The sequence below is a fragment of the Micromonospora sp. Llam0 genome, from assembly GCF_003751085.1.
In the GTDB taxonomy this organism is placed as follows: domain Bacteria; phylum Actinomycetota; class Actinomycetes; order Mycobacteriales; family Micromonosporaceae; genus Micromonospora_E.
Map to the genome: position 1 here is coordinate 4,684,074 of NZ_RJJY01000001.1, position 21,161 is coordinate 4,705,234.

The following is a 21,161-nucleotide window of genomic DNA, read 5'->3' on the forward strand; positions in this document are numbered from 1 at the left end:
CGCGCGGGCCGGATCAGAACCGGGCCGGCTCCCGGTAGACGCCCCACTCGGCGCGTAGCGCGTCACAGATCTCGCCGAGGGTCGCCTCGGCACGGACCGCGTCGAGCATCGCCGGCACCATGTTGTCGCCGCCCCGGGCCGCGGTGACCAGGTCGTCGAGGCGGCGACGGACCAGCGGGTCGTCCCGGTCGGCCTTGCGGGCGGCGAGCAGCCGGCGCTGCTCGACCTCCACCTCGTGGGAGATCCGCAGGATCTCCAGCTCCTTGGCGACCGTACCGGTGTGGCAGTTGACGCCGACGATCTTCTTGCGGCCGTCCTCCACCGCCTGCTGGTAGGCGAACGCCGCCTCGGCGATCTGTCCGGTGAACCAGCCGTCCTCGATGCCGCGCAGGATGCCGGAGGTGATCGGCCCGATCGGGTGCGGGCCGTCGCCGCCGAGTTGGCGGATGCGGGCGAAGATCTCCTCCGCCTCGGCCTCGATCCGGTCGGTGAGCGCCTCGACGTACCAGGAGCCGCCGAGCGGGTCGGCGACGTTGGCCACCCCGGTCTCGTCCATCAGCACCTGCTGGGTACGCAGCGCGATCTCGGCGGAGGCGTCGGTGGGCAGCGCCAGGGTCTCGTCCAGGGCGTTGGTGTGCAGCGAGTTGGTGCCGCCGAGCACCGCGGCGAGCGCTTCGACCGCCGTACGTACCACGTTGTTGACCGGTTGCTGCGCGGTCAGTGACACCCCGGCGGTCTGGGTGTGGAACCGCAGCCAGAGGGCCCGCTCGTCGGTGGCGCCGTACTCGTCGCGCAGCCAGCGGGCCCAGATCCGCCGGGCGGCGCGGAACTTCGCGATCTCCTCGAAGAAGTCGACGTGCGCGTCGAAGAAGAAACTCAGCCCGGGGGCGAACCGGTTGACGTCCAGCCCGCGGGAGAGCCCCAGCTCGACGTAGCCGAAGCCGTCGGCGAGGGTGTACGCCAACTCCTGCGCGGCGGTGGAGCCGGCCTCCCGGATGTGGTAGCCGGAGACCGACAGCGGCTTGTAGCGCGGGATCCGCTGCGCGCAGAACTCCATCAGGTCGCCGATCAGCCGCAGGTGCGGCTCGGGGCCGAAAAGCCATTCCTTCTGGGCGATGTACTCCTTGAAGATGTCGGTCTGCAGGGTGCCGTCCAGAGTGGCCAGGTCGGCGCCCTGGCGTTCGGCGGCGACCAGGTACATGCAGAACACCGGCACCGCCGGCCCGGAGATGGTCATCGAGGTGGTGACCGCCGCCAGGTCGATGCCGTCGAAGAGCACGTCCATGTCGGCGGCGGAGTCGATCGCCACCCCGCAGTGGCCGACCTCGCCGAGCGACTGCGGGTCGTCGGAGTCGCGGCCCATCAGCGTCGGCATGTCGAACGCCACCGACAGTCCGCCGCCGCCGGCGCCGAGGATCATCTTGTACCGCTCGTTGGTCTGTCGGGCGTTGCCGAAGCCGGCGAACTGCCGGATGGTCCAGGTCCGCCCCCGGTAGCCGGTCGGATACAACCCCCGGGTGTACGGGTACTCGCCCGGCCAGCCGATCCGCTCGAAGCCTGGGTGGTCGGCGCCGTCCGGCGGACCGTAGACCGGGTCCACCGCCGTGCCGGACAGCGTGGTGAAGTCCGCGTCCCGCTTCTTCGCGGCGTCGTAGCGGGCCTGCCAGCGGGCGCGACCGGCGGCGATCTGTTCGGCGTCCATCGAAGGGCCTCCTCGGGTCCGGGCGGATCCGAGTCTAGAGCCCGCACTGAACGATCGCTAAGCCCACCGGCTGAGATCGCCACCGGGCAGCACGATCGTGTGCAGATCGTCGACCGGTGCCGCCTCAGCCGGCCGGCCGCAGTCGCATCCGAACATGGTCGGCCGCCTCGTCCAGCGGCACCCGCACCGTCGCCCCGGTCGCCCGATCGGTCACCTCGACCACACCCTCGGCCAGCGACCGCTTGCCGACGGTCACCCGCAGCGGGATGCCGACCAGCTCGACGTCGCGGAACTTGACCCCGGCCCGCTCGGCGCGGTCGTCGATCACCACGTCCACCCGCTCGTCGCGCAGCCGCTGGTAGATCCGCTCACCGGCAGCGGCCACCGGACCGTCGTCGACCTGCGCGACGACCACCGCCACCTCGAACGGGGCGACCGCCGCCGGCCAGACGATGCCCTTGGCGTCGTAGTGGCTCTCCACGATCGCCGCCACCGCCCGCTCCACCCCGATCCCGTAACTGCCCATCACCACCGGAATCCGGTTGCCGGCCGGGTCGAGCACCGACGCGTCCAGCGCCTCGCTGTAGCGCTGGCCGAGCTTGAAGATGTGCCCGACCTCGATCGCCCGACGTACCCGCAGCGGCCCCCCGCACGCCACGCACGGCTGGCCGGCGGCCACCTCGCGCAGGTCGGCCCAGCTGCCGACGGTGATGTCCCGGTCGACGTCGACGCCACGCAGGTGGACGCCGTCGACGTTGGCACCGGTGAACATGTCCCGTCGGCCGCGCAGCGCCTCGTCGGCGATCACCGGCACCCCGGTCACCCCGACCGCGCCCAGGCTGCCCGGGGCCGCACCCAACGCCGCCCGGATCTCGTCGGCGTGTGCCGCCCGCAGCTGCGCCACACCGGTGGCGTCGGCCAGTTTCTGTTCGTTGAGCGGGTGATCGCCGCGCAGCAGCACCAGGGTGAGCTGGCCGCCGAGCACGTACACCAGGGTCTTGATCTGCCGGTCGGCCGGCGCGGCGAAGCGCACCGCGAGGTCGTCGATGGTCCGTACGCCCGGGGTGTCGAAGGGCTGCGGGGCGGCGGACCCGGCGGCATCCGACGATGGATCGAGCCGCGACGTCGCCTTCTCCAGGTTCGCCGCGTAGCCGCAGGCCGGGCAGTCGACCACCTGGTCCTCGCCGGTCGGCGCCGGGCACATGAACTCGACCGACGCCGACCCGCCCATCGCGCCGCTGGACGCCTGCACCGCCACCGCCGGGATGCCCAGTCGGTCGAAGATCCGCCGGTACGCGTCGTGGTGCAGGTCGAAGGACCGGTCCAGCCCGGCCCGGTCCAGGTCGAAGCTGTACGAGTCCTTCATGGTGAACTCGCGGGTACGCATCAGCCCTGCCTTGGCCCGCGGCTCGTCCCGGAACTTGGTCTGGAACTGGTACCACAGCTGCGGCAGCTCCCGGTAGGAGTTCAGCTCCCGGGCGAGGGTCGTGAACACCTCCTCGTGGGTCATGCCCAACGCCAGATCGGCGCCTCTGCGGTCACGCAGCCGGAACATCTCCTCGCCCATCGATTCCCACCGACCGGTCCGGCGCCAGATCTCCGCCGGATGCATGGCGGGCAGGCTGAACTCCTGGGCTCCGATCCGCGTCATCTCGTCGCGGATCACCTCGACCACCTTCGCCCGTACCCGCACCGCCAGCGGCAGCAGCGAGTAGTGCCCGGCCATCAGCTGCCGCAGGTAACCGGCCCGCAGCAGCAGCCGGTGGCTCGGCGCGTCGGCCTCCGCCGGGTCCGCACGCAACGTGGGTACGTGCAGTCGGGACCAGCGCATGGTCGTCTTCCTCACTTCAGCCGGCGGCGTTCAGCAACAACACAGGGTAAACCCGGGCAGGTTCCAGGTTGCGCGGTCCTAGCCGGTCAGGTCCCCGACGACAACGTCTCCTACCGGGCGTACCGGTGCGCCCGGCCGGGTCGTCCTGACCGGCCTATGCTCGACGGCGTGGACTTGCGGATCTTCACCGAACCCCAGCAGGGTGCCAGCTACCAGCAGCTTCTCGCGGTGGCCCGATGCGCCGAAGACGCCGGATACGATGCGTTCTTCCGGTCCGACCACTATCTGGCGATGGGCGGCAGCGACGGGCTGCCCGGCCCCACCGACGCCTGGACGACCCTCGCCGGGCTGGCCCGGGACACCAGTCGGATCCGGCTCGGCACCCTGATGACCGCCGCGACCTTCCGCTATCCCGGCCCGCTGGCGATCACCGTCGCCCAGGTCGACGAGATGAGCGGCGGCCGGGTCGAGTTCGGCATCGGGGCAGGCTGGTTCTCCGCCGAACACACCGCGTACGCGGTCCCGTTCCCGTCGCTGGCCGAACGGTTCGACCGGCTCGACGAGCAGCTGGCGGTCATCACCGGCCTGTGGGAGACCCCGGTCGGTGACACCTTCGACTTCCAGGGCAGGTACTACCAGGTCACCGACTCGCCGGCGCTGCCCAAGCCGGTGCAGCGGCCCCGGCCGCCGGTGCTGCTCGGCGGGAAGGGCCGCCGTCGGACCCCGCAGCTGACCGCCCGCTACGCCGACGAGTTCAACGTGCCGTTCGAGAGCCTCGCCGAGTCGGCGCGGCTGTTCCAGCAGGTCCGGACGGCCTGCGCCGAGACCGGCCGCGATCCGGACGGCCTGCGGCTGTCCAACGCGCTGGTGCTGTGCTGCGGTCGCGACGACGCCGAGGTGGCGCGGCGGGCGGCGACCATCGGCCGGGAGCCGGACGAGCTGCGCGCGAACGGCCTGGCCGGCACGCCGGCCGAGGTGGTGGACAAGATCGGTCGGTACGCCGAGATCGGCGCCCAACGGATCTACCTGCAGGTGCTGGACCTGGCCGACCTCGACCACATCGAACTCGTCGCAGCGGAGGTGGCGCCACAGTTGTGACCCGCCGGCAGGTCCACCGGTCGGTCGCTCGCTGGGCTGGCCGGTGTCGGAATGCCGGCGGTGTCGGGTTGGTGGCTGCCGCAGCCGGCGCAGCGCCGAGAATCACCCGATGTGGTTGCCACGGAACCTTCCCGCTTCGGACGCGGAAGATCTCGACTGGCTGGTGTTCGAGCAGTCCGGCGTCCTCACCTCAGCCCAGGCCACCCAGCATCTGGGCCGGTCCGGGCTGCGCAGACGTATCGATCGCAGGCAGTGGCGCCGGATCTGTACCGGAATCGTGTCCACCAGCAACGGGCCCCTGACCACCGAACAGACGCTCTGGGTGGCCGTGCTGTTGGCAGGTCCGACGGCGCTGCTGGGCGGGCTCACCGCAGCCCGTGAAGGAGGGCTGCGCTTCGCGGGCGGCGCGGGTCCGATCCAGGTACTGGTCGACGGTGACCGGCAGTACCCCGAGCTACGTCGTCGACTGCCCCTCGACATGCCGGCGATGATGGTCCGGCGGACCACGGTGATGCCCGAGGAGCATCGCCAGGTGGGTCGCCCGATGCGTACCAGCATGGCGCGGTCGCTGGTCGATGCCGCGGGATGGGCCCGTTCCGACGACGAGGCGCAGGCGATCATCGCCGCCGGTTGCCAACAGCGTCGGGTCGTTCCGGCCGAGATCCTCGCCGCTCTGCGCTGGCTGCCCCGGGTCCGGCGACGCCGGTTGATCGCCGCTGCGGCGGCGGACGCCGATGGTGGGGCTACCGCGCTGTCCGAGATCGATTTCGTCCGGCTCTGCCGGCGGCATCGACTGCCGCCACCGGATTTGCAACAGCGGCGCAAGGACCGGGCCGGACGGGTGCGTTACCTCGACGCGTACTGGCATCGGTGGCGACTGCACGTGGAGATCGACGGAGCACACCACATGGACGTACGCGAGTGGGCGGCGGACATGCGGCGGCAGAACGACGTGTGGATCGCCGGCGACCGGATCCTCCGTTTCCCGGCCTATCTGATCCGGGTACGCCCAGCCGAAATCGTCGACCAGTTGAGCGCGGCGCTCCGAGCGGCCGGCTGGCCGGGCTGAACCTGCCCGCGATCTGCTCGCGCCGCCCGAGTTCACCGCGATCTAGACCCGTCTTTCGCACATGCGGTTGAGTGACTTGCGTTGCGGGCGTGCGGCTGGTTCGTTGCTGATCCATGAGTAGATCTGGTGGGCCTCGACGGGTGGCGCGGCGGCCTCGGACGCGGGTCGCCGCGACGGGTCGGGTGGAGAAGCAGCTGGGGTCGCTGCCGGTCATCGCGGACTTCTCCCGCCGGTTGGACATCGCGGGTGTGGTGGACCGGGCCTGCCCGATACGGGAGGTCGCCTCCATCAGCCACGGGCAGGTCATCGAGGCGCTGATCGCGAACCGGCTGACCAGTCCGAAGGCGATGGTCGCCGTGGCCGACTGGGCCCACGCGTGGGCGGTGGAAGAGGTCTACGACATCGATCCCGACCTGCTCAACGACGACCGGCTGGGCCGGGCCCTGGACGCCCTCGCCGATCAGGCCGACCAGGTCGTCGGATCAATCGGCGCGACCGCGATCACGGCATTCGGCATCGACGTCACCCGCTGCCACTGGGACATGACCTCGATCTCGCTGTACGGCGCATACGACCACGTCGACGACGAGTACCCCACCCCTGCCTACGGCCACCCGAAAGACCGGCGCACCGACCTCAAACAGATCCAGGCCGGCCTCGCCGTCACCGCGGACGGCGCCGTCCCCGTCCTCAGCCGGACCTATGACGGCAACGCCGCCGAGATCGCCCAGGTCACCGACACCATGCGCGCTCTGCAAGCCCTGGCCACACCCCGCAACTTCCTGCTGGTCGGCGACTCGAAACTCATCTCCTACCCCAACGTCACCGCGATGACCACCGAGCAGGTCACCTTCATCGCGCCCCTGGCCGCGTCCCGGGTCCCCGACGGGCTGTTCGCCGGCCTCGACCCGTCCCGGGCCACGATCGTGGACTACGTCGCCGAACGCGACGAGGGCAGACCACACACCGAACGGTGCACCTACCGGGTCGACGAAGACACCATGGACCTGACCGGCCCCCGCAAGAAGGACCCGGTACACACCCTACGGCGGATCCTGGTGCACTCCACCGCCAACGCCACCGCCCAGGCCAAGGCCCGCGCGCTCAGACTCGCCCAGGCCCGCACCGAACTGGACACCCTCACCCGTACCGCCGGCACCCGCCACCACCGCACCATCGAGGCCGTCACCACCAAAGCCACCGCGATCGCCCGCCGCCGCCGCATCAGCGCACACCTGCACACCACGATCACCACCGACGACACCGGCAAACCGACGTTCGCCTGGACCTTCGACCAGGCAGCCCTCGACGCCGAAGCCGCCGCCGACGGCTGGTACGCCCTGCTGACCAACCTGCCCGCCGACATCGACGCCACCGACGTGTTCCTGCGCTACAAGGACCAACCCACCGTCGAACGCCGCTACAGCGAGTTCAAAGGCCCCCTCGCCGTCGCACCGATCTTCCTACGCAACAACCGCCGGATCACCGCCCTGATCACCGTGATCTGCCTGGCCCTGCTCATCTTCTGCCTCATCGAACGCGAAGTCCGCCGCAACCTCGCCCCCGACACCGAGATACGTGGCTTCTACATCAACGACCGCCGCCCACGAAAGCCCACCGGACGGCTCATCCTGCAAGCACTCGGCGAACTCCGACTCATCCCCGCGCCCCCGAACGAAGCAGCCACCATCCCCACACCCGGGCCTCTACAAACCCGACTCCTGCGACTACTCCACGTCGACCCCACCCAACCCCGCTGGCCATGACCGACGACCACCCAACCGCATGTGCGAAAGACGGGTCTAGAAGAATGATGGTCGATATACCGGCCAGATCCTTCTAGATCACTCGTGGATCGGGCCACGGCCGGGTCAGTTCTGCCCGGCCGTCGAGCAGGTGCAGTTCGGCGTCGCAGGCGGCAGCCGCCTCCGGGTCGTGGGTGGCGAAGACGACGGCTGCACCCCGGTCGGCCTCGACCCGCAGCAGGTCGAGGACCAGCTGACGGTTGGCCGCGTCCAGTTCGCTGGTCACCTCGTCGGCGAGCAGCACGTCACCGCGCAGCGCCAGCGCCCGGGCCAGCGCCGTCCGCTGCTGCTGGCCGCCGGAGAGCTCCTCGACGAGCTGGTCGGCCTGACCGGCGAGGCCGAGCCGGTCGAGTGCGGCCGCGCCGGCCCGCCGCGCCGCCACCGGGCTCATCCCGACAGCGATCAGCGCCACCTGCAGGTTCTCCCCTGCCGTCAGTACGGCGGCGAGGCCGTTGTCCTGTGGGACCAGCACGACCTTGCGGCCCACTGCGTGGTCGCGGTCGCGCAGCGGTTCACCGCCGAGCGAGATGGTTCCGCCGATCGGCCGCAGCAGGCCAGCCATCGCCGACAGCAGGGTCGTCTTGCCCGCACCGGACGGCCCCGTGACCGCCAGCAGGTGACCGGGTCGCACGGTCAGCGTCACGTCACGCAGCACCGGCTCAGCACTGTAGCCGACGGTCGCAGCCGCGAGCTCGATGATCGGGAGATCGACGGTGGTGGGCACCCGCCGACCCTAGCCGACCTCGTGTCGTCGCGCCGACCGCGCGTGCAAGAGCAGCCGGGTCAGCGGGGGCGGGAGCGGGGTGGGCCAGTCAGCGGGGCGTCGGAGTGGGCCCGGTCAGCTCGGTGAGCAGCCGGTCGGCGGCGGCGTACGGGTCGAGCCGGCCGGCGAGCACCTCGGCGGCGAGTTCGGCGGGCAGCGTACCGCCGCGCAGTGAGCTGATCCGCCCACGCAGTGTGCCGATCGCGATCGCCTCGACCTCGGCGGCGGCCCGCCGGACCCGCCGGGCGGTGAGCTCGCCCCGGCCGGCCAGCCAGTCGCGGTGCCGTTCGATCGCGCTCACCAGATCGTCGAGACCGTCGCCGTGGGCGGCCACGGTCCGCAGCACCGGCGGACGCCAGCCGCCCGGGGCGGTGGCGGTCAGCGCGAGCATGCCCTTCAGGTCCCGTACGCTGCCGTCGGCGCCGTCCCGGTCGGCCTTGTTGACCACGAAGATGTCGGCGATCTCCAGGATGCCGGCCTTCACCGCCTGCACGGCGTCGCCCATGCCGGGGGCGAGCAGCACCACCGTGGTGTCGGCCAGTCCGGCCACCTCGACCTCGGCCTGCCCGACGCCGACCGTCTCGATCAGCACCACGTCGCAGCCGACGCCGTCGAGGACCCGCACCGCCGCCGGGGTCGCCGACGACAGCCCGCCGAGGTGGCCCCGGCTGGACATCGAACGGATATAGACGCCCGGGTCGGTGGCGTGATCCTGCATCCGTACCCGGTCGCCGAGGATCGCCCCGCCGGTGAACGGGCTGGACGGATCGACGGCGAGGACGCCGACCCGCAGGTCCCGACCGCGCAGTACCCGGACCAGCTCGCTGGTGGTGGTCGACTTGCCGACGCCGGGGGCGCCGGTCAGCCCGACGACCAGGGCGTGCCCGGTGTGCCCGGCGAGCTCGGCGGCGATCTGCGGCAACTGCGGCCCGCCGGACTCGACCAGCGTGATCAGCCGCGCGACGGACCGGGCGTCGCCGGCGCGGGCCCGCCGGACGAGATCCGGTACGTCGCGGGAGCCGCCCCTGCTCAGCCGGCGGTCGGCAGCCGCAGTCACTTCGCCGTCGGAGCCTGCGGTCACTTCGCCGTCGGCACCCGCAGGATCAGGGCGTCGCCCTGCCCGCCGCCGCCGCAGAGCGCGGCGGCTCCGGTCCCGCCGCCACGCCGACGCAGCTCCAGCGAGAGGGTCAGCGCCAGCCGGGCGCCGGACATGCCGATCGGGTGGCCGAGGGCGATCGCGCCGCCGTTGACGTTCACGATGCCCGGATCGACCTCGAGGTCCCGGGTCGACTGGACGCCGACGGCGGCGAACGCCTCGTTGATCTCGATCAGATCGAGATCGGCCACGGCCATACCGGCCTTGCCGAGGGCGTGCCGGATGGCGTTGGACGGCTGGGAGTGCAGCGAGTTGTCCGGGCCGGCGACGTTGCCGTGCGCACCGATCTCGGCGATCCAGTCGAGGCCGAGCGCCTCGGCCCGGGACCGGCTCATCACCACCACGGCGCACGCGCCGTCCGAGATCGGTGACGAACTGCCGGCGGTGATGGTGCCGTCCGGGGTGAAGGCGGGACGGAGCCGGGCCAGCGTCTCGACGGTGGTGTCCGGCCGGATCCCCTCGTCGTTGAGCAGCCGGACCGGGTCGCCCTTGCGCTGCGGCACCTCGACCGGGGTGATCTCCTCGGCGAAGACGCCGTTCTTCTGGGCGACGGCGGCCCGCTGGTGGCTGGTGGCGGCGAAGGCGTCCTGCTCGGCCCGGCTGATGCCGAGCCGGGTGCCGTGCCGCTCGGTCGACTCGCCCATCGCGCAGCAGTCGAACACGTCGGTCAGCCCGTCCAGGGCCATGTGGTCGGCGACCACCACGTCGCCGTACTTGTAGCCGGCGCGCTGGCCGCGCAGCAGATGCGGCGCGTTGGTCATCGACTCCATCCCGCCGGCCACCACGACGTCGAACTCGCCGGCCCGGATCAACTGGTCGGCGAGCGCGATCGCGTCAAGACCGGAAAGGCAGACCTTGTTGATGGTGAGCGCGGGTACGCTCATCGGGATGCCGGCGCCGACCGCGGCCTGCCGGGCCGGCATCTGGCCGGTGCCGGCCTGGAGCACCTGGCCCATGATGACGTACTGCACCTGGCCGGGGTCGACGCCGCCGCGACCGAGGGCGGCGGAGATCGCGGTCGAGCCGAGGGCGGTGGCCGGGAAGTCCTTCAGGTTGCCGAGCAACCGGCCCATCGGGGTGCGTGCGCCGCTGACGATCACCGAGGTCATGGGATTCCGCCTCCGCACAGTGGGACAAGGCCGGGGTGCCGGCAACAACTTAACGATGGTTCGGTCAGACTATCGCCATGACGGAAGAAGCTCCCGCCGAGGCCGCTGCGGACTATGTCACAGACATCGGCCTGCTGAAGATCGATCATGTCGGGATCGCGGTGGCGGATCTGGACACCGCGCTCGATTTCTACACCCGGACCTTCGGCATGCGCTGCGTACACCTGGAAGTCAATCACGCCCAGGGGGTACGCGAGGCCATGCTCGCTGTCGGGCCGGTGCCCGACGGCGGCCAGGTGCAGCTGCTCGCCCCGTTGTCTCCCGAGTCGACCATCGCCAAGTTCCTGGACCGCAACGGCCCGGGGATGCAGCAGCTGGCGTACACGGTGGTGGACATCGACGCGGCGTGCGCAGCGCTGCGCGAGCGCGGACTGCGGCTGCTCTACGACGCGCCCCGGCCGGGCACCGCCGGTTCGCGGATCAACTTCGTGCACCCGAAGGACGCCGGCGGCGTCCTGGTCGAGCTGGTCCAGCCGGCCGCGCCGCCGGCACAGCCGGCCTGAGCCACGGACCGGGCCGGACGGCCTGAGCCACGGACCGGGCAGGTCATGCCGACTGGCCGGCCAGTTCCGGTCCGCTGCTGCCGATCGACGGACCGGAACTGATCGGTCGGGAATGCCGAAAGGAAGCGGGCCGGACAACTTCACCGGTTTTCAGGTACGGCGTCCGGCGGCGGGCCACCCGGCGTGACACCGGCGGCGGAACGGTTCGTCGTCGGGCGGCCCGCAGGCCTGACGTGACCCCACCCAACGTTGCCGGCGCTGGCCGGAAGCACCCAGTGGAACCGCACTGAGCTGGGCAGACGTCGCCCTGACCGGGCTCCGGACGGGGTACACGGCGATGACCCCACCAGCAGAAAGACTTCGTTGCGTACGCACACGCCTACAATTCGTATACCGATCGCCGGTCGGCCGAGAAAAGATGACCATGTCGGCTATCGTGGTGACGGGCAGTTCGCTCTTGCGAAACACCCAGGTACGTCTGCCACTATGTCTCAATGCCCCAGCAGCAGTCCTCCCTTGCGTTCTTCGATAACGCCAGCGCTCCGCACGACTTCACCGTCGTGCTTCGTGGCTACGACCGCAACCAGGTGGATGACCACCTGCAGCGTCTGGTAGCCGCCCTCACCCAGTCGGAGCAGGCTCGAGCTGAGGCCGAGCAGCGGATGAACGACGCGCAGCGCCGGCTCCGCCAGGCCGAGCAGCGGCTCAACGCGGTCGAACAGAAGCTCACCGACACCAACAAGCAGCTCGAGGAGAACAACCGGCCCACCCTCTCCGGCCTGGGGACCCGGGTGGAGCAGATTCTCCGGCTGGCCGAGGAGCAGGCCAACGACCACCGCGGTGAGGCCAAGCGGGAGTCCGAGGGCATCCTCTCCGCAGCCCGGCTGGAGGCCCGGGAGATCACCGACAAGGCGCGGGCCGAGGCCGCCGCGATGAAGGCCGGGGCCGAGCGGGAGGCGGGCAGCGTCCGGACCGCAGCCGAGCGGGAGGCGGCCGAGGTCCGGGTGCAGGCCCGGCGCGAGGCGGACACGCTGCGGGCCGACGCGGACCGGGAGACCAAGCAGCTGCGGGCGGTCACCGCCCACGAGGTCGCCGAGCTGAAGTCGACCGTGGAGCGTGAGGTCGCCACCCTGCGGGCCACCGCGGAGCGGGAGATCACCCAACTGCGGGCCAAGGCGGCCCGGGAGGCCGAGGAGAAGCGGGCCGAGGCGACCAAGCTGCTCACCGACGCCCGCGACAAGCGGGACAAGGATCTGCAGGCGCTGGAGCTGCAGCTGGCCGAACGCCGGGAGAAGGCCGAGCGGGAAGAGTCCGAGCGGCACGCCGCCCAGGTCACCCAGACCCAGCGGATGGTCGCCGAGGCCGAGGGGCGTGCCCGGGCCGCGGAGGACCGGGCCAAGGAGATCGAGCAGCGCGCCGAGGCACGCCGGATCGAGTCGGAGCGGTCCGCCCAGGAGACCGTGGACAAGGCGAAGTCGCTGGCGGACAAGACGCTCAACGAGGCGCGCAGCGAAGCCAACCGGCTGCTCACCGAGGCCCGGACCGAGGCCGAGCTGACCACCCAGGCCGCTCGCCGCGAGGTCGAGGACCTGAACCGGCAGAAGGACGCGGTCACCTCGCAGCTGGGCCAGATGCTCTCCGGCCTGGCCGGCATCGTTCCTGGCGTGCCGTCGGGCGGCGGGGACGGCGGCAAGGCCAAGACCGACGAGAACGCCGAGCAGGTCAACGCCAAGTCGGCGAGCTGACCGTCTGAACCGAACCGTCGAAGGGCCGCGCCGGACCACCGGCGCGGCCCTTCGCGTTCGGTACCCGGTCCCCTGCTGTACGTGTCCCGACCAGCCTGCCGCCCGGCGGCGACGCGCCTGGTCACCGCCGGTGGTGCGGCATACCCGCTGGGCGAATGGTTCACACCTGGCAAATCATCCGAAGTGACGCGCGTCCTGTCAGGAGCATGGGTATCGCCCCGCAACAGGGCGTTGCGTGTGAGGATGGAGCCATGGCGCAAGGCGAAGAACTCTTCAACCTTGACGGGGACTCCGGGTCGGGGCCCAACTTCGAGCTGGCGATCCGGGGGTACGACAAACGTCAGGTCGACCGCTACATCGCCCGTACCGAGAACGAGCTGGCCACGCTCGGCGCGGAACGGGAACAGATCTACGTACAGATGCATACCCTGGCCGCGCAGATCGAGCAGCTCCAGGTCGACCTGACCGAGGCCCGGCGGGAGACCAGCTTCCTGGATCAGGTGTCGTTCCGGCACCTCGGCCCACGGGTCGAGCAGATCCTCGGGCTCGCCGAGGACCAGGCCGAGGAGATCCGGTTCAACGCGGCCGAGGAGATCGACTCCCGCCGCGCCGAGGCCGAGCAGGTGCTCGCCGACGCCCGGCAGCAGGCCGACACCGCGATGCGCGACTTCGAGCTGGCGCTCGCCGCCCGCCGCGCCGAGGAGGACCGCGCCAACGCCGCCCGCCGCGCCGAGGCCGAGGCGACCGTGACCAGCGCCCGCGAGGAGTCGGACAACCTGCGTGCTGCGGCCGAGGCCGCACTGGTCGCCGCCCGCGAGGAGGCCGACCAGCTCATCGCCACCGCCCAGCAGCAGGCCGACGACGCGCTGCACGCGGCGCGGCGGGAAGCCGACGACACCGTCAAGGCCGCCCAGCGGGAAGCCAGGCAGACCGTCACCACCGCCCAGGAGCAGGCCAGCAACGCGGTCAGCACCGCCCAGGAGACCGCTGACCGGACCCTGACCGACGCTCAGGCCGAGGCCGAACGGCTGGTCACCCAGGCCCGGATGGACGCCAGCCGGATGGTCACCACCGCCCAGGAGGAGGCAACCAATCTGCGCGAGGCCGCCGAGGCGGCGGTCGCCGCCGCCCGGCAGGACGCCGAACGGATCCGTGCCGAGGGCGAGGCCGCCGCCGAGTCGGCCCGCCGCGAGGCCGGCCAGGCCGTCGAGCAGGCCACCGAGTACGTCACCCGGACGCACGCCGAGACGGACGCGTTCGTCGCGCAGACCCGCAGCGAACTGGACCAGGAGCTCACCGCCCGCCGTGACCAGGTCGAGCAGGAGGTGACCGCGCTGCGCAGTACCGCCGAAGCGGAGGTCGCCGAGCTGCGCGACGGCGTACAGCAGGAGGTCGACCGGCGCCGCGCGACGATGGAGCAGGAGATCGGCGAGTTGCGGACCGCCGCCGAGCAGGAGGTGGAGCAGTGGCGTAGCACCACCCAGGAGATCATCGCGAACCAGCGCGGTGAGGCCGAGGAGTACGCCACCCACATCCGCTCCCGCGCCGAGGAGCAGGCGGTGACCATCCGTCAGCAGGCCGAGGAGTACGCGCTGAGCACCCGGGGCAGCGCCGATGAGCACGCCGCGAGTGTCCGACGTCTCTCCGAGGAGCACGCGGCGATCGCCCAGCGTCAACTGGCCAGCAGCCAGCAGCAGGTGGCGTCCGCCCAGCGTGAGGTGGTCTCCGCCGGCCAGCAGCTCACCGAGGTGCTGCAGGAGGTCGCCGAGGCGCAGCAGGCGCTGGCCGACCTGCGGCACCAGATGGTGCTCACCCGGCAGGAGTCCGACGAGGCACGGCGTACGCTCAGCGCGGTCCAGGCCGAACTGGCCGGCGAGCAGCAGCGCCTCGCCGGAATGCGGGAGTCCGAGCCGGCGGCGCAGGAACCAAAGCCGGCGGCGCAGGAGCAGGCACAGGAACCAGAGCCGCAGGTGCAGCAGCCCGAGCCGGCACCGGCGACGGCGCAGGCCCCCGAGGAGGCGGAGGAGGAGCCGGACGAGACCCTGCCGGTGGACGCGGTCCCCACCGAGGCGGTGTCGGTCGATCAGACCGCCAAGAAGGTCGCCGCGGGCGCGCCCGAGCGCAAGCGCCGTACCCACGCCTGACCCCGGGTTGGCCCGCCCGAGGCCCGGCCGGGCTCACTCCTCGGTGAGCTGCCCGTCGCGTTCGACGTGGCGCTGCCCGGTGCGGGGGCAGACGTACCGGCCGTCGCCGTCGGCGACCAGCGGTACGCCGGCCCGGCCGACCCAGCCGACCCGGCGCGCCGGCACCCCCACGACCAGGGCGAAGTCCGGGACGTCCCGGGTGACCACGGCACCGGCGGCGACCGTCGCCCAGCGGCCGATCCGCACCGGCGCGACGCAGACCGCCCGGGCACCGATCGCCGCGCCGGTGCCGATGGTGACACCGACCGCGGTCCAGTCGTCGCCGGTCTTCAACCGCCCGTCCGGGGTGACCGCCCGGGGGTACTCGTCGTTGGTGAGCACCGCCGCCGGCCCGATGAACACTCCGTCGTCGAGCCGCGCCGGCTCGTAGACGAGGGCGTGGTTCTGCAGTTTGACGTTGTCGCCGAGCCGGACCCCCGGACCGACGTACGCCCCCCGGCCGATGATGCAGTTGCGGCCGACGGTCGCGTCCTCGCGGACCTGGGCCAGGTGCCAGACGCGGGTGCCGGCGCCGATGCTCGCCGTGTCGGCCACGTCGGCGGAGCCGGCGACGGTGGCGTCCGGGCGCGCTGCGGTTGCACTCATGATCGGTGATCCTCCCTGGTCACCGGCAGTGTGTCAGAGCTGCCGGAGGTGCGGCGCACACGGTAGGGGGTCACCGGCACCGCCGATGTCGGGAAACCGACCCTGCGCCGTGAAGCGGCCGACTCTCCGGCCGGAAGGAACCGACCCTCCGGGCCGGCACTGGCCGACAGGTGGGCCCGGGCCGACGAAGGTACCTCGTGACCGCGCGGTTGTGCCGGGTTTACGTCACAGTGCTGGCGTCGGCGTGGCAACGCTCGGTAGCTTCCCGAACGGACCCTCTCCGCCGGGCCCACCGGTGGGCCGCGCCCATCCGGCGGTGGCCCGGGTCGGCCCGGCTCCGCCCGGGTCAGCATGCCCCCCCGACGAAATGGACATCCGTGACTCATCCGCCTGCCATGCCGGACGAGCCCATCGGCGTAGCCGTCATCGGCGCCGGCTACTGGGGCCCCAACCTGGTCCGCAACTTCATGTCCAGCCCGGCGTTCCGGCTGCGCTGGCTCTGTGACCTCGATCTCGGTCGGGCCCGCGCGGTGCTCGGCGACTACTCGACGGTCGGCGCGACCGACGACCTGGCCCGGGTGCTCGCCGACGACTCGGTACGTGCCGTGGCGATCGCCACGCCGGCCGGCACTCACCTCGAGGTCGCCCTCGCCGCGCTGCGCGCCGGCAAGCACGTGCTGGTCGAGAAGCCGCTCGCCGCCAACCACGCCGACGGGACGCGGCTGGTCGCCGAGGCCGAGCAGCGCGGCCTGACCCTGATGTGCGACCACACCTACTGCTACACCCCGGCGGTGCTGCGGATCCGGGAGATGCTGCACTCCGGCGAGCTGGGTGAGCTGCACTACCTCGACTCCGTACGGATCAACCTGGGCCTGGTGCAGCGCGACATCGACGTCGTCTGGGACCTCGCCCCGCACGACCTGTCCATTCTCGACTTCGTGCTGCCGCCGGGGGTACGGCCGGTGTCGGTCGCGGCGCACGGCGCCGACGGCATCGGCGCCGGCCGGGCCTGCGTGGCGTACCTCACCCTGCGGCTGAGCAGCGGCGCGATCGCCCACGTACACGTCAACTGGCTCTCCCCGGTCAAGATCCGCACGACGATCATCGGCGGGTCGAAGCGGACCCTGGTCTGGGACGATCTCAACCCGGGCCAACGGCTGGCCCTGTTCGACCGGGGCGTCGACGTCGCCACCTCCGACGAGCTCGGCACCGAGGCCCGCCGGGACATGCTGGTGTCGTACCGCTCCGGCGACATGGTCGCCCCGGCGCTGACCGAGCGGGAGGCGCTGCGCACCATGGTCGACGAATACGCCCGCGCCATCCGTACCGGCACCCCGGCGCTGACCGACGGCCGCTCCGGCCTGCGGGTGTTGGCCATTCTGGAAGCCGCCACCCGCAGCCTCGCCGCCGGCGGCACGATGATCCCGCTGGACGAGGAGCCCGCCGCATGACCGTCGCATCCTCCGCCGCCACCGCCCCGTCGGTCGACCTGGCCAACTCCACCGTCCTGGTCACCGGCGGCGCCGGCTTCATCGGCTCACACCTGACCGAGCATCTCGTCTCGCTCGGCGCGCAGGTCGCGGTGCTGGACAACTTCCGCAACGGCACCCGGGAAAATCTGACCTTCCCCGGCGCCGAGTCGGTCCGGGTGATCGAGGGCGACATCTGCGACCCGCAGACCTGTCGCGACGCGATCGCCGGCGTCGACGTGGTGTTCCACCTGGCCTGCCTCGGGGTACGGCACTCGCTGCACAGCCCGGTGGAGAACCACCAGGTCAACGCGCTCGGCACACTCAACGTACTGGAGGCGGCGCGGGCCGCGCAGGTGTCCCGGCTGCTGTACGTGTCGACCTCGGAGATCTACGGTCGGGCGCTGGAGTTCCCGATCACCGAGGAGACCACCCCCTGGCCGCTGACCGTGTACGGCAGCAGCAAACTCGCCGGCGAACACTACGCCCGCTCGTACCTGGAATGCTGGGGGCTGCCGGTGGTCTGCGTCCGGCCGTTCAACAACTACGGGCCGCGATCGCACTTCGAAGGTGACTCCGGCGAGGTGATCCCCCGGTTCATCCTGCGGGCGCTGGCCGGGCAGCCGCCGGTGGTCTTCGGTGACGGCGGCGTCACCCGCGACTTCCTGTACGTGCGGGACTGCGTCGAGACGCTGGCCCGGGTCGCCGAGTCGACCGACCTGGTCGGCGAGGTGGTCAACCTCGGGTACGGCGAGGAGCTGACCATCGGCCTGCTGGCCCGCACGGTGCTGGAGGCGGTCGGCCGCACCGACCTGCAACCGGTGTTCGAGCCGCCGCGCCCGGCCGACGTCCCCCGGCTGTGGGTGGACACCTCCAAGCTGCGCAAGACAGTCGACTTCGCCCCCCGGGTGTCGTTGGCCGAGGGCATCGGCCACACCCTCGAGTACTTCCAGCGACTGCTGCGCGAGCAGCCCGGTGCGCTGGAGCGGATGCAGACCAGGAACTGGAGCCAGCCGGCATGAGCGAAACCAGTCCGCGCCGCATCCAGGTGATGCTGCCGATGCTCGGTGAGGAGGAGGAGCAGGCCGCCGCCGCGGCGATCCGCTCCGGCTGGGTGGCCCAGGGCCCCCGGGTGGCGCAGTTCGAACGCGAGTTCGCCGCCGTCGTCGGCGCCGACCACGGGGTCGCGGTCAGCTCCTGCACCACCGCGCTGCACCTGGCGCTGGTGCTGCACGGTGTCGGCCCCGGCGACGAGGTCGTCGTGCCGTCGCTGTCGTTCATCGCCACCGCGAACGCGGTCCGGCACGCCGGTGCCGAGCCGGTCTTCGCCGACGTCGACCTGGCCACCGGCAACCTGACCGTCGAGACGATCGAGGCGGTACGCACCCCGCGTACCCGGGCGGTGATCGCGGTCCACCAGGGCGGGGTGCCGTTCGACACGGCCGCGCTGCGTACGGCGGCCGCCGGCTGGGGCGTGCCGCTGATCGAGGACGGCGCCTGCGCGGCCGGTTCGCGGGCGTACGGGCAGCCGGTGGGTGCCGGGGCGACGGTCTCCGCCTGGTCGTTCCACCCGCGCAAGGTGATCACCACCGGTGAGGGCGGCATGCTGACCCTGGCCGACGCCGACGGCGCGGTCCGGCTGCGCCGGCTGCGCGAGCACGGCATGAACGTCTCCGCCGCCGACCGGCACGCCAGCACCCAGCCGGTGCTGGAGGCCTACCTGGAACCGGCCTTCAACTACCGGATGACCGACATTCAGGCGGCGGTCGGCCTGGTCCAGGTCGGTCGGCTCGCCGGCCTGGTCGCCGGCCGGCGGGCGCTCGCCGCCCGCTACCACCAGCTGCTCGCCGGCATCGACGGCCTGGTGCCGGTGGTCGACCCGGCGTACGGCGAGACCAACTTCCAGTCGTTCTGGGTGCGGATCGACCCGGAGTTCGGCGTCAGCCGCGACGACGTGCTCACCGGGTTGTCCGACGCCGGGGTGTCGGCGCGGCGCGGCATCATGGCCGCCCATCTGGAGCCGGCGTACGCCCACGTCGACCCGGCCCCGCTGCCGGTGACCGAGCGGCTGACCCGCGACTCGCTGATCCTGCCGCTGCACCACGCGCTCACCGAGGCCGACCAGGACCACATCGTCGCGGTGCTGCGCAAACTGGCCGGCCGATGAGGGATCTGCTGATCGTCGGCGCCGGCGGTTTCGCCCGGGAGAGCGCCGCCGCAGTGGCGGCGGTCAACGCGGCGGCCCCGACCTGGCGGCTGCTCGGGTACCTCGACGACGATCCGGCGCTGCACGGCACCCGGCGGGTCGGCGTACCGGTGATCGGCGGCACCGACCTGGTCGCCGAGCTGCCCGACGCGGCCGTGCTGGTCTGCGTCGGCAACCCGCGCAACTACCGGTCCCGGCGGCGGCTGGTCGAGCGGTTCGGTCTGCCGCCGCAGCGGTACGCGACCATCGTGCACCCGACCGCCCGGGTCGGCGTCGGCTGCACCGTCGGGCCGGGCAGTGTGCTGCTGGCCGGGGTGGACCTGACCGCCGAGGTGTCCGTCGGTGCGCATGTCGCGGTGATGCCGCAGGTGGTGCTGACCCACGACAACGTGATCGGACCGTACGCCACGATCGCTTCCGGGGCGCGCCTCGGCGGCGGGGTACGGCTCGGCGACGGCGTCTACGTCGGTGCCGGCGCGCTGCTGCGCGACGGGATCACCGTCGGTGCCTGGTCGCAGCTGGGCATGGGCTCGGTGGTGCTACGCGACGTACCCGCCGACGAGGTGTGGGTCGGCGCGCCGGCCCGGTTCCTGCGCCGCGCCGACGCGCCGGTCGACCACCCCACCGAGACCCCGGCCGACAACCACCCCACCGACGCCCCGGCGGCCACCCCGCCGATCGAACGAACGAGTCGCAGTTGAGGAGTCACGCGTGAGCAGCATCCCCCTCGTCGACCTGGCCGCCGCCCACACCGAGGTGGCCGAGGAGGTCGACGCCGGTTTCAAGCGGGTCCTCGCCGGCACCGCGTTCATCGGCGGCGCCGAAGTGGCCGCCTTCGAGGCCGAGTACGCCGCGTTCAGCGGGGTGCCGCACTGCGTCGGGGTGGCCAACGGCACCGACGCGCTGGAGCTGGCCCTGCGGGCGGTCGGGGTCGGCCCGGGCAGCGAGGTGATCCTGCCGGCCAACACGTTCATCGCCACCGCCGAGGCGGTCGCCCGGGCCGGTGCCCGGGTCGTGCTGGTCGACTGCGACCCGGCGACGTACCTGATCGACGTGGACGCGGCGCTGGCCGCGGTCACCCCGGCCACCCGGGCGGTAGCCCCGGTGCACCTGTACGGCCAGCTCGCCGAGGTGGACCGGCTGCGCGCCGGGCTCGCCAGCTTGTCCGCTACGGGGCAGGAGATCGCGATCGTCGAGGACGCCGCGCAGTGCCAGGGGGCCACCCGGTACGGCCGGGGTGCCGGCGCCGACGGGATCGCCGCCACCAGCTTCTACCCGGGCAAGAACCTCGGCGCGTACGGCGACGCCGGTGCGGTGGTCACCGCCGACGCCCAGCTCACCGCCGACGTCCGGCGGATGTCGGCGCACGGCAGCGTCCGCAAGTACGTGCACGAGGTGGTCGGCTTCAACAGCCGCCTCGACGGGCTGCAGGCGGTGGTGCTGCGGGCCAAGCTGGCCCGGCTGGCCGGCTGGAACGACCGGCGCCGCGCCATCGCGGCCCGCTACCACGAGCTGCTGGCCGGGCTGGACGTGGTCCGGCCGGTGACGTTGGACGGCAACGTGCACGTCTGGCACATCTACTGCGTCCGGGTGCCCGGCGGGGCGGCCCGGCGCGACGCCGTGCTGGCCGCGCTGAACGCGGCCGGGATCGGCGCCGGCATCCACTACCCGGTGCCGGTGCACCTGACCCCGGCCTTCGCCGACCTCGGCTACCCGGCCGGGTCGTTCCCGCACGCCGAGTCGACCGCCCCGGAGCTGCTGTCGCTGCCGATCTACCCGCAGCTGACCGACGCGCAGCAGGACCGGGTCGTCGAGGTGCTGGCCGCCGCGCTGGCGGGCTGACCGGACAGTCCACC

17 protein-coding genes are annotated in these 21,161 nt (G+C 72.1%); 11 read left to right on the forward strand and 6 right to left on the reverse strand.

Translation table 11 applies throughout. The features are described 5' to 3' along the window. Positions 1-13: 13 nt before the first annotated feature. Both EDC02_RS20385 and EDC02_RS20390 read right to left on the reverse strand, forming a co-directional pair. Positions 14-1,702 (reverse strand): methylmalonyl-CoA mutase, encoded by a 1,689-nt coding sequence (locus EDC02_RS20385; RefSeq protein ID WP_123603341.1) that lies wholly within the window; start codon positions 1,700-1,702, stop codon positions 14-16. Between the two features lie 124 nt (positions 1,703-1,826). Further along, positions 1,827-3,533 carry a proline--tRNA ligase gene (locus EDC02_RS20390; RefSeq protein ID WP_123603342.1) on the reverse strand — a complete coding sequence of 569 codons (1,707 nt, stop codon included), beginning with the start codon at positions 3,531-3,533 and terminating at the stop codon, positions 1,827-1,829. Between the two features lie 168 nt (positions 3,534-3,701). Here EDC02_RS20390 and EDC02_RS20395 point away from each other — a divergent pair, with 168 nt between their 5' ends. From EDC02_RS20395 to EDC02_RS42540, 3 genes are all read left to right on the forward strand, one after another. Then, positions 3,702-4,631 (forward strand): LLM class F420-dependent oxidoreductase, encoded by a 930-nt coding sequence (locus tag EDC02_RS20395; protein ID WP_123604979.1) that lies wholly within the window; start codon positions 3,702-3,704, stop codon positions 4,629-4,631. Between the two features lie 109 nt (positions 4,632-4,740). After that, positions 4,741-5,700 (forward strand): hypothetical protein, encoded by a 960-nt coding sequence (locus EDC02_RS20400; RefSeq protein WP_123603343.1) that lies wholly within the window; start codon positions 4,741-4,743, stop codon positions 5,698-5,700. 182 nt (positions 5,701-5,882) lie between these two features. Further along, positions 5,883-7,466 carry an IS1634 family transposase gene (locus EDC02_RS42540; RefSeq protein WP_123604387.1) on the forward strand — a complete coding sequence of 528 codons (1,584 nt, stop codon included), beginning with the start codon at positions 5,883-5,885 and terminating at the stop codon, positions 7,464-7,466. A gap of 73 nt (positions 7,467-7,539) precedes the next feature. On the opposite strand, the gene EDC02_RS20410 is transcribed toward EDC02_RS42540, so the two are convergent. The 3 genes from EDC02_RS20410 to EDC02_RS20420 all read right to left on the reverse strand — a co-directional run bounded on the left by EDC02_RS20410 (position 7,540) and on the right by EDC02_RS20420 (position 10,533). Further along, a complete protein-coding gene (locus tag EDC02_RS20410; protein ID WP_123604980.1) occupies positions 7,540-8,205 on the reverse strand; it encodes an ABC transporter ATP-binding protein in 666 nt (221 codons plus the stop codon). A gap of 112 nt (positions 8,206-8,317) precedes the next feature. Next, positions 8,318-9,325: a methylmalonyl Co-A mutase-associated GTPase MeaB gene (gene meaB / locus EDC02_RS20415; protein WP_233606419.1), complete on the reverse strand. Its 1,008-nt coding sequence runs from the start codon at positions 9,323-9,325 to the stop codon at positions 8,318-8,320. Positions 9,326-9,345: 20 nt separating this feature from the next. After that, positions 9,346-10,533: an acetyl-CoA C-acetyltransferase gene (locus tag EDC02_RS20420; RefSeq protein ID WP_123603344.1), complete on the reverse strand. Its 1,188-nt coding sequence runs from the start codon at positions 10,531-10,533 to the stop codon at positions 9,346-9,348. Between the two features lie 77 nt (positions 10,534-10,610). Here EDC02_RS20420 and mce point away from each other — a divergent pair, with 77 nt between their 5' ends. The 3 genes from mce (at position 10,611) to EDC02_RS20435 (ending at position 14,985) form a co-directional block, all read left to right on the forward strand. Beyond that, the gene (gene mce, locus EDC02_RS20425) at positions 10,611-11,096 is read left to right on the forward strand and encodes a methylmalonyl-CoA epimerase (protein WP_123603345.1); all 486 of its coding nucleotides are present in this window, start codon (positions 10,611-10,613) and stop codon (positions 11,094-11,096) included. 494 nt (positions 11,097-11,590) lie between these two features. Further along, a complete protein-coding gene (locus EDC02_RS20430; protein ID WP_123603346.1) occupies positions 11,591-12,841 on the forward strand; it encodes a DivIVA domain-containing protein in 1,251 nt (416 codons plus the stop codon). 251 nt (positions 12,842-13,092) lie between these two features. Continuing rightward, positions 13,093-14,985, forward strand: coding sequence for a hypothetical protein (locus EDC02_RS20435; RefSeq protein ID WP_123603347.1), 1,893 nt, complete (start codon positions 13,093-13,095; stop codon positions 14,983-14,985). 33 nt (positions 14,986-15,018) lie between these two features. On the opposite strand, the gene EDC02_RS20440 is transcribed toward EDC02_RS20435, so the two are convergent. Beyond that, entirely contained in the window at positions 15,019-15,630 is a 612-nt protein-coding gene (locus tag EDC02_RS20440; RefSeq protein ID WP_123603348.1) for an acyltransferase, read from the reverse strand. 395 nt (positions 15,631-16,025) lie between these two features. On the opposite strand from EDC02_RS20440, the gene EDC02_RS20445 reads away from it, so the two are divergent. From EDC02_RS20445 to EDC02_RS20465, 5 genes are read left to right on the forward strand one after another with little or no spacing between them, the layout of a single operon-like run. Further along, positions 16,026-17,081 (forward strand): Gfo/Idh/MocA family protein, encoded by a 1,056-nt coding sequence (locus EDC02_RS20445; RefSeq protein ID WP_123603349.1) that lies wholly within the window; start codon positions 16,026-16,028, stop codon positions 17,079-17,081. Beyond that, the gene (locus tag EDC02_RS20450) at positions 17,078-18,121 is read left to right on the forward strand and encodes an NAD-dependent epimerase/dehydratase family protein (protein WP_123603350.1); all 1,044 of its coding nucleotides are present in this window, start codon (positions 17,078-17,080) and stop codon (positions 18,119-18,121) included. Before EDC02_RS20445 ends, EDC02_RS20450 begins: the two co-directional genes overlap by 4 nt. Beyond that, a complete protein-coding gene (locus EDC02_RS20455) occupies positions 18,118-19,266 on the forward strand; it encodes a DegT/DnrJ/EryC1/StrS aminotransferase family protein (protein WP_233606086.1) in 1,149 nt (382 codons plus the stop codon). Before EDC02_RS20450 ends, EDC02_RS20455 begins: the two co-directional genes overlap by 4 nt. Next, positions 19,263-20,006, forward strand: a complete 744-nt coding sequence (locus EDC02_RS20460; protein WP_123603351.1) for an acetyltransferase — start codon at positions 19,263-19,265, stop codon at positions 20,004-20,006. Before EDC02_RS20455 ends, EDC02_RS20460 begins: the two co-directional genes overlap by 4 nt. Before the next feature lie 10 nt (positions 20,007-20,016). Beyond that, positions 20,017-21,147, forward strand: coding sequence for a DegT/DnrJ/EryC1/StrS aminotransferase family protein (locus EDC02_RS20465; RefSeq protein WP_123603352.1), 1,131 nt, complete (start codon positions 20,017-20,019; stop codon positions 21,145-21,147). Positions 21,148-21,161 lie beyond the last annotated feature (14 nt).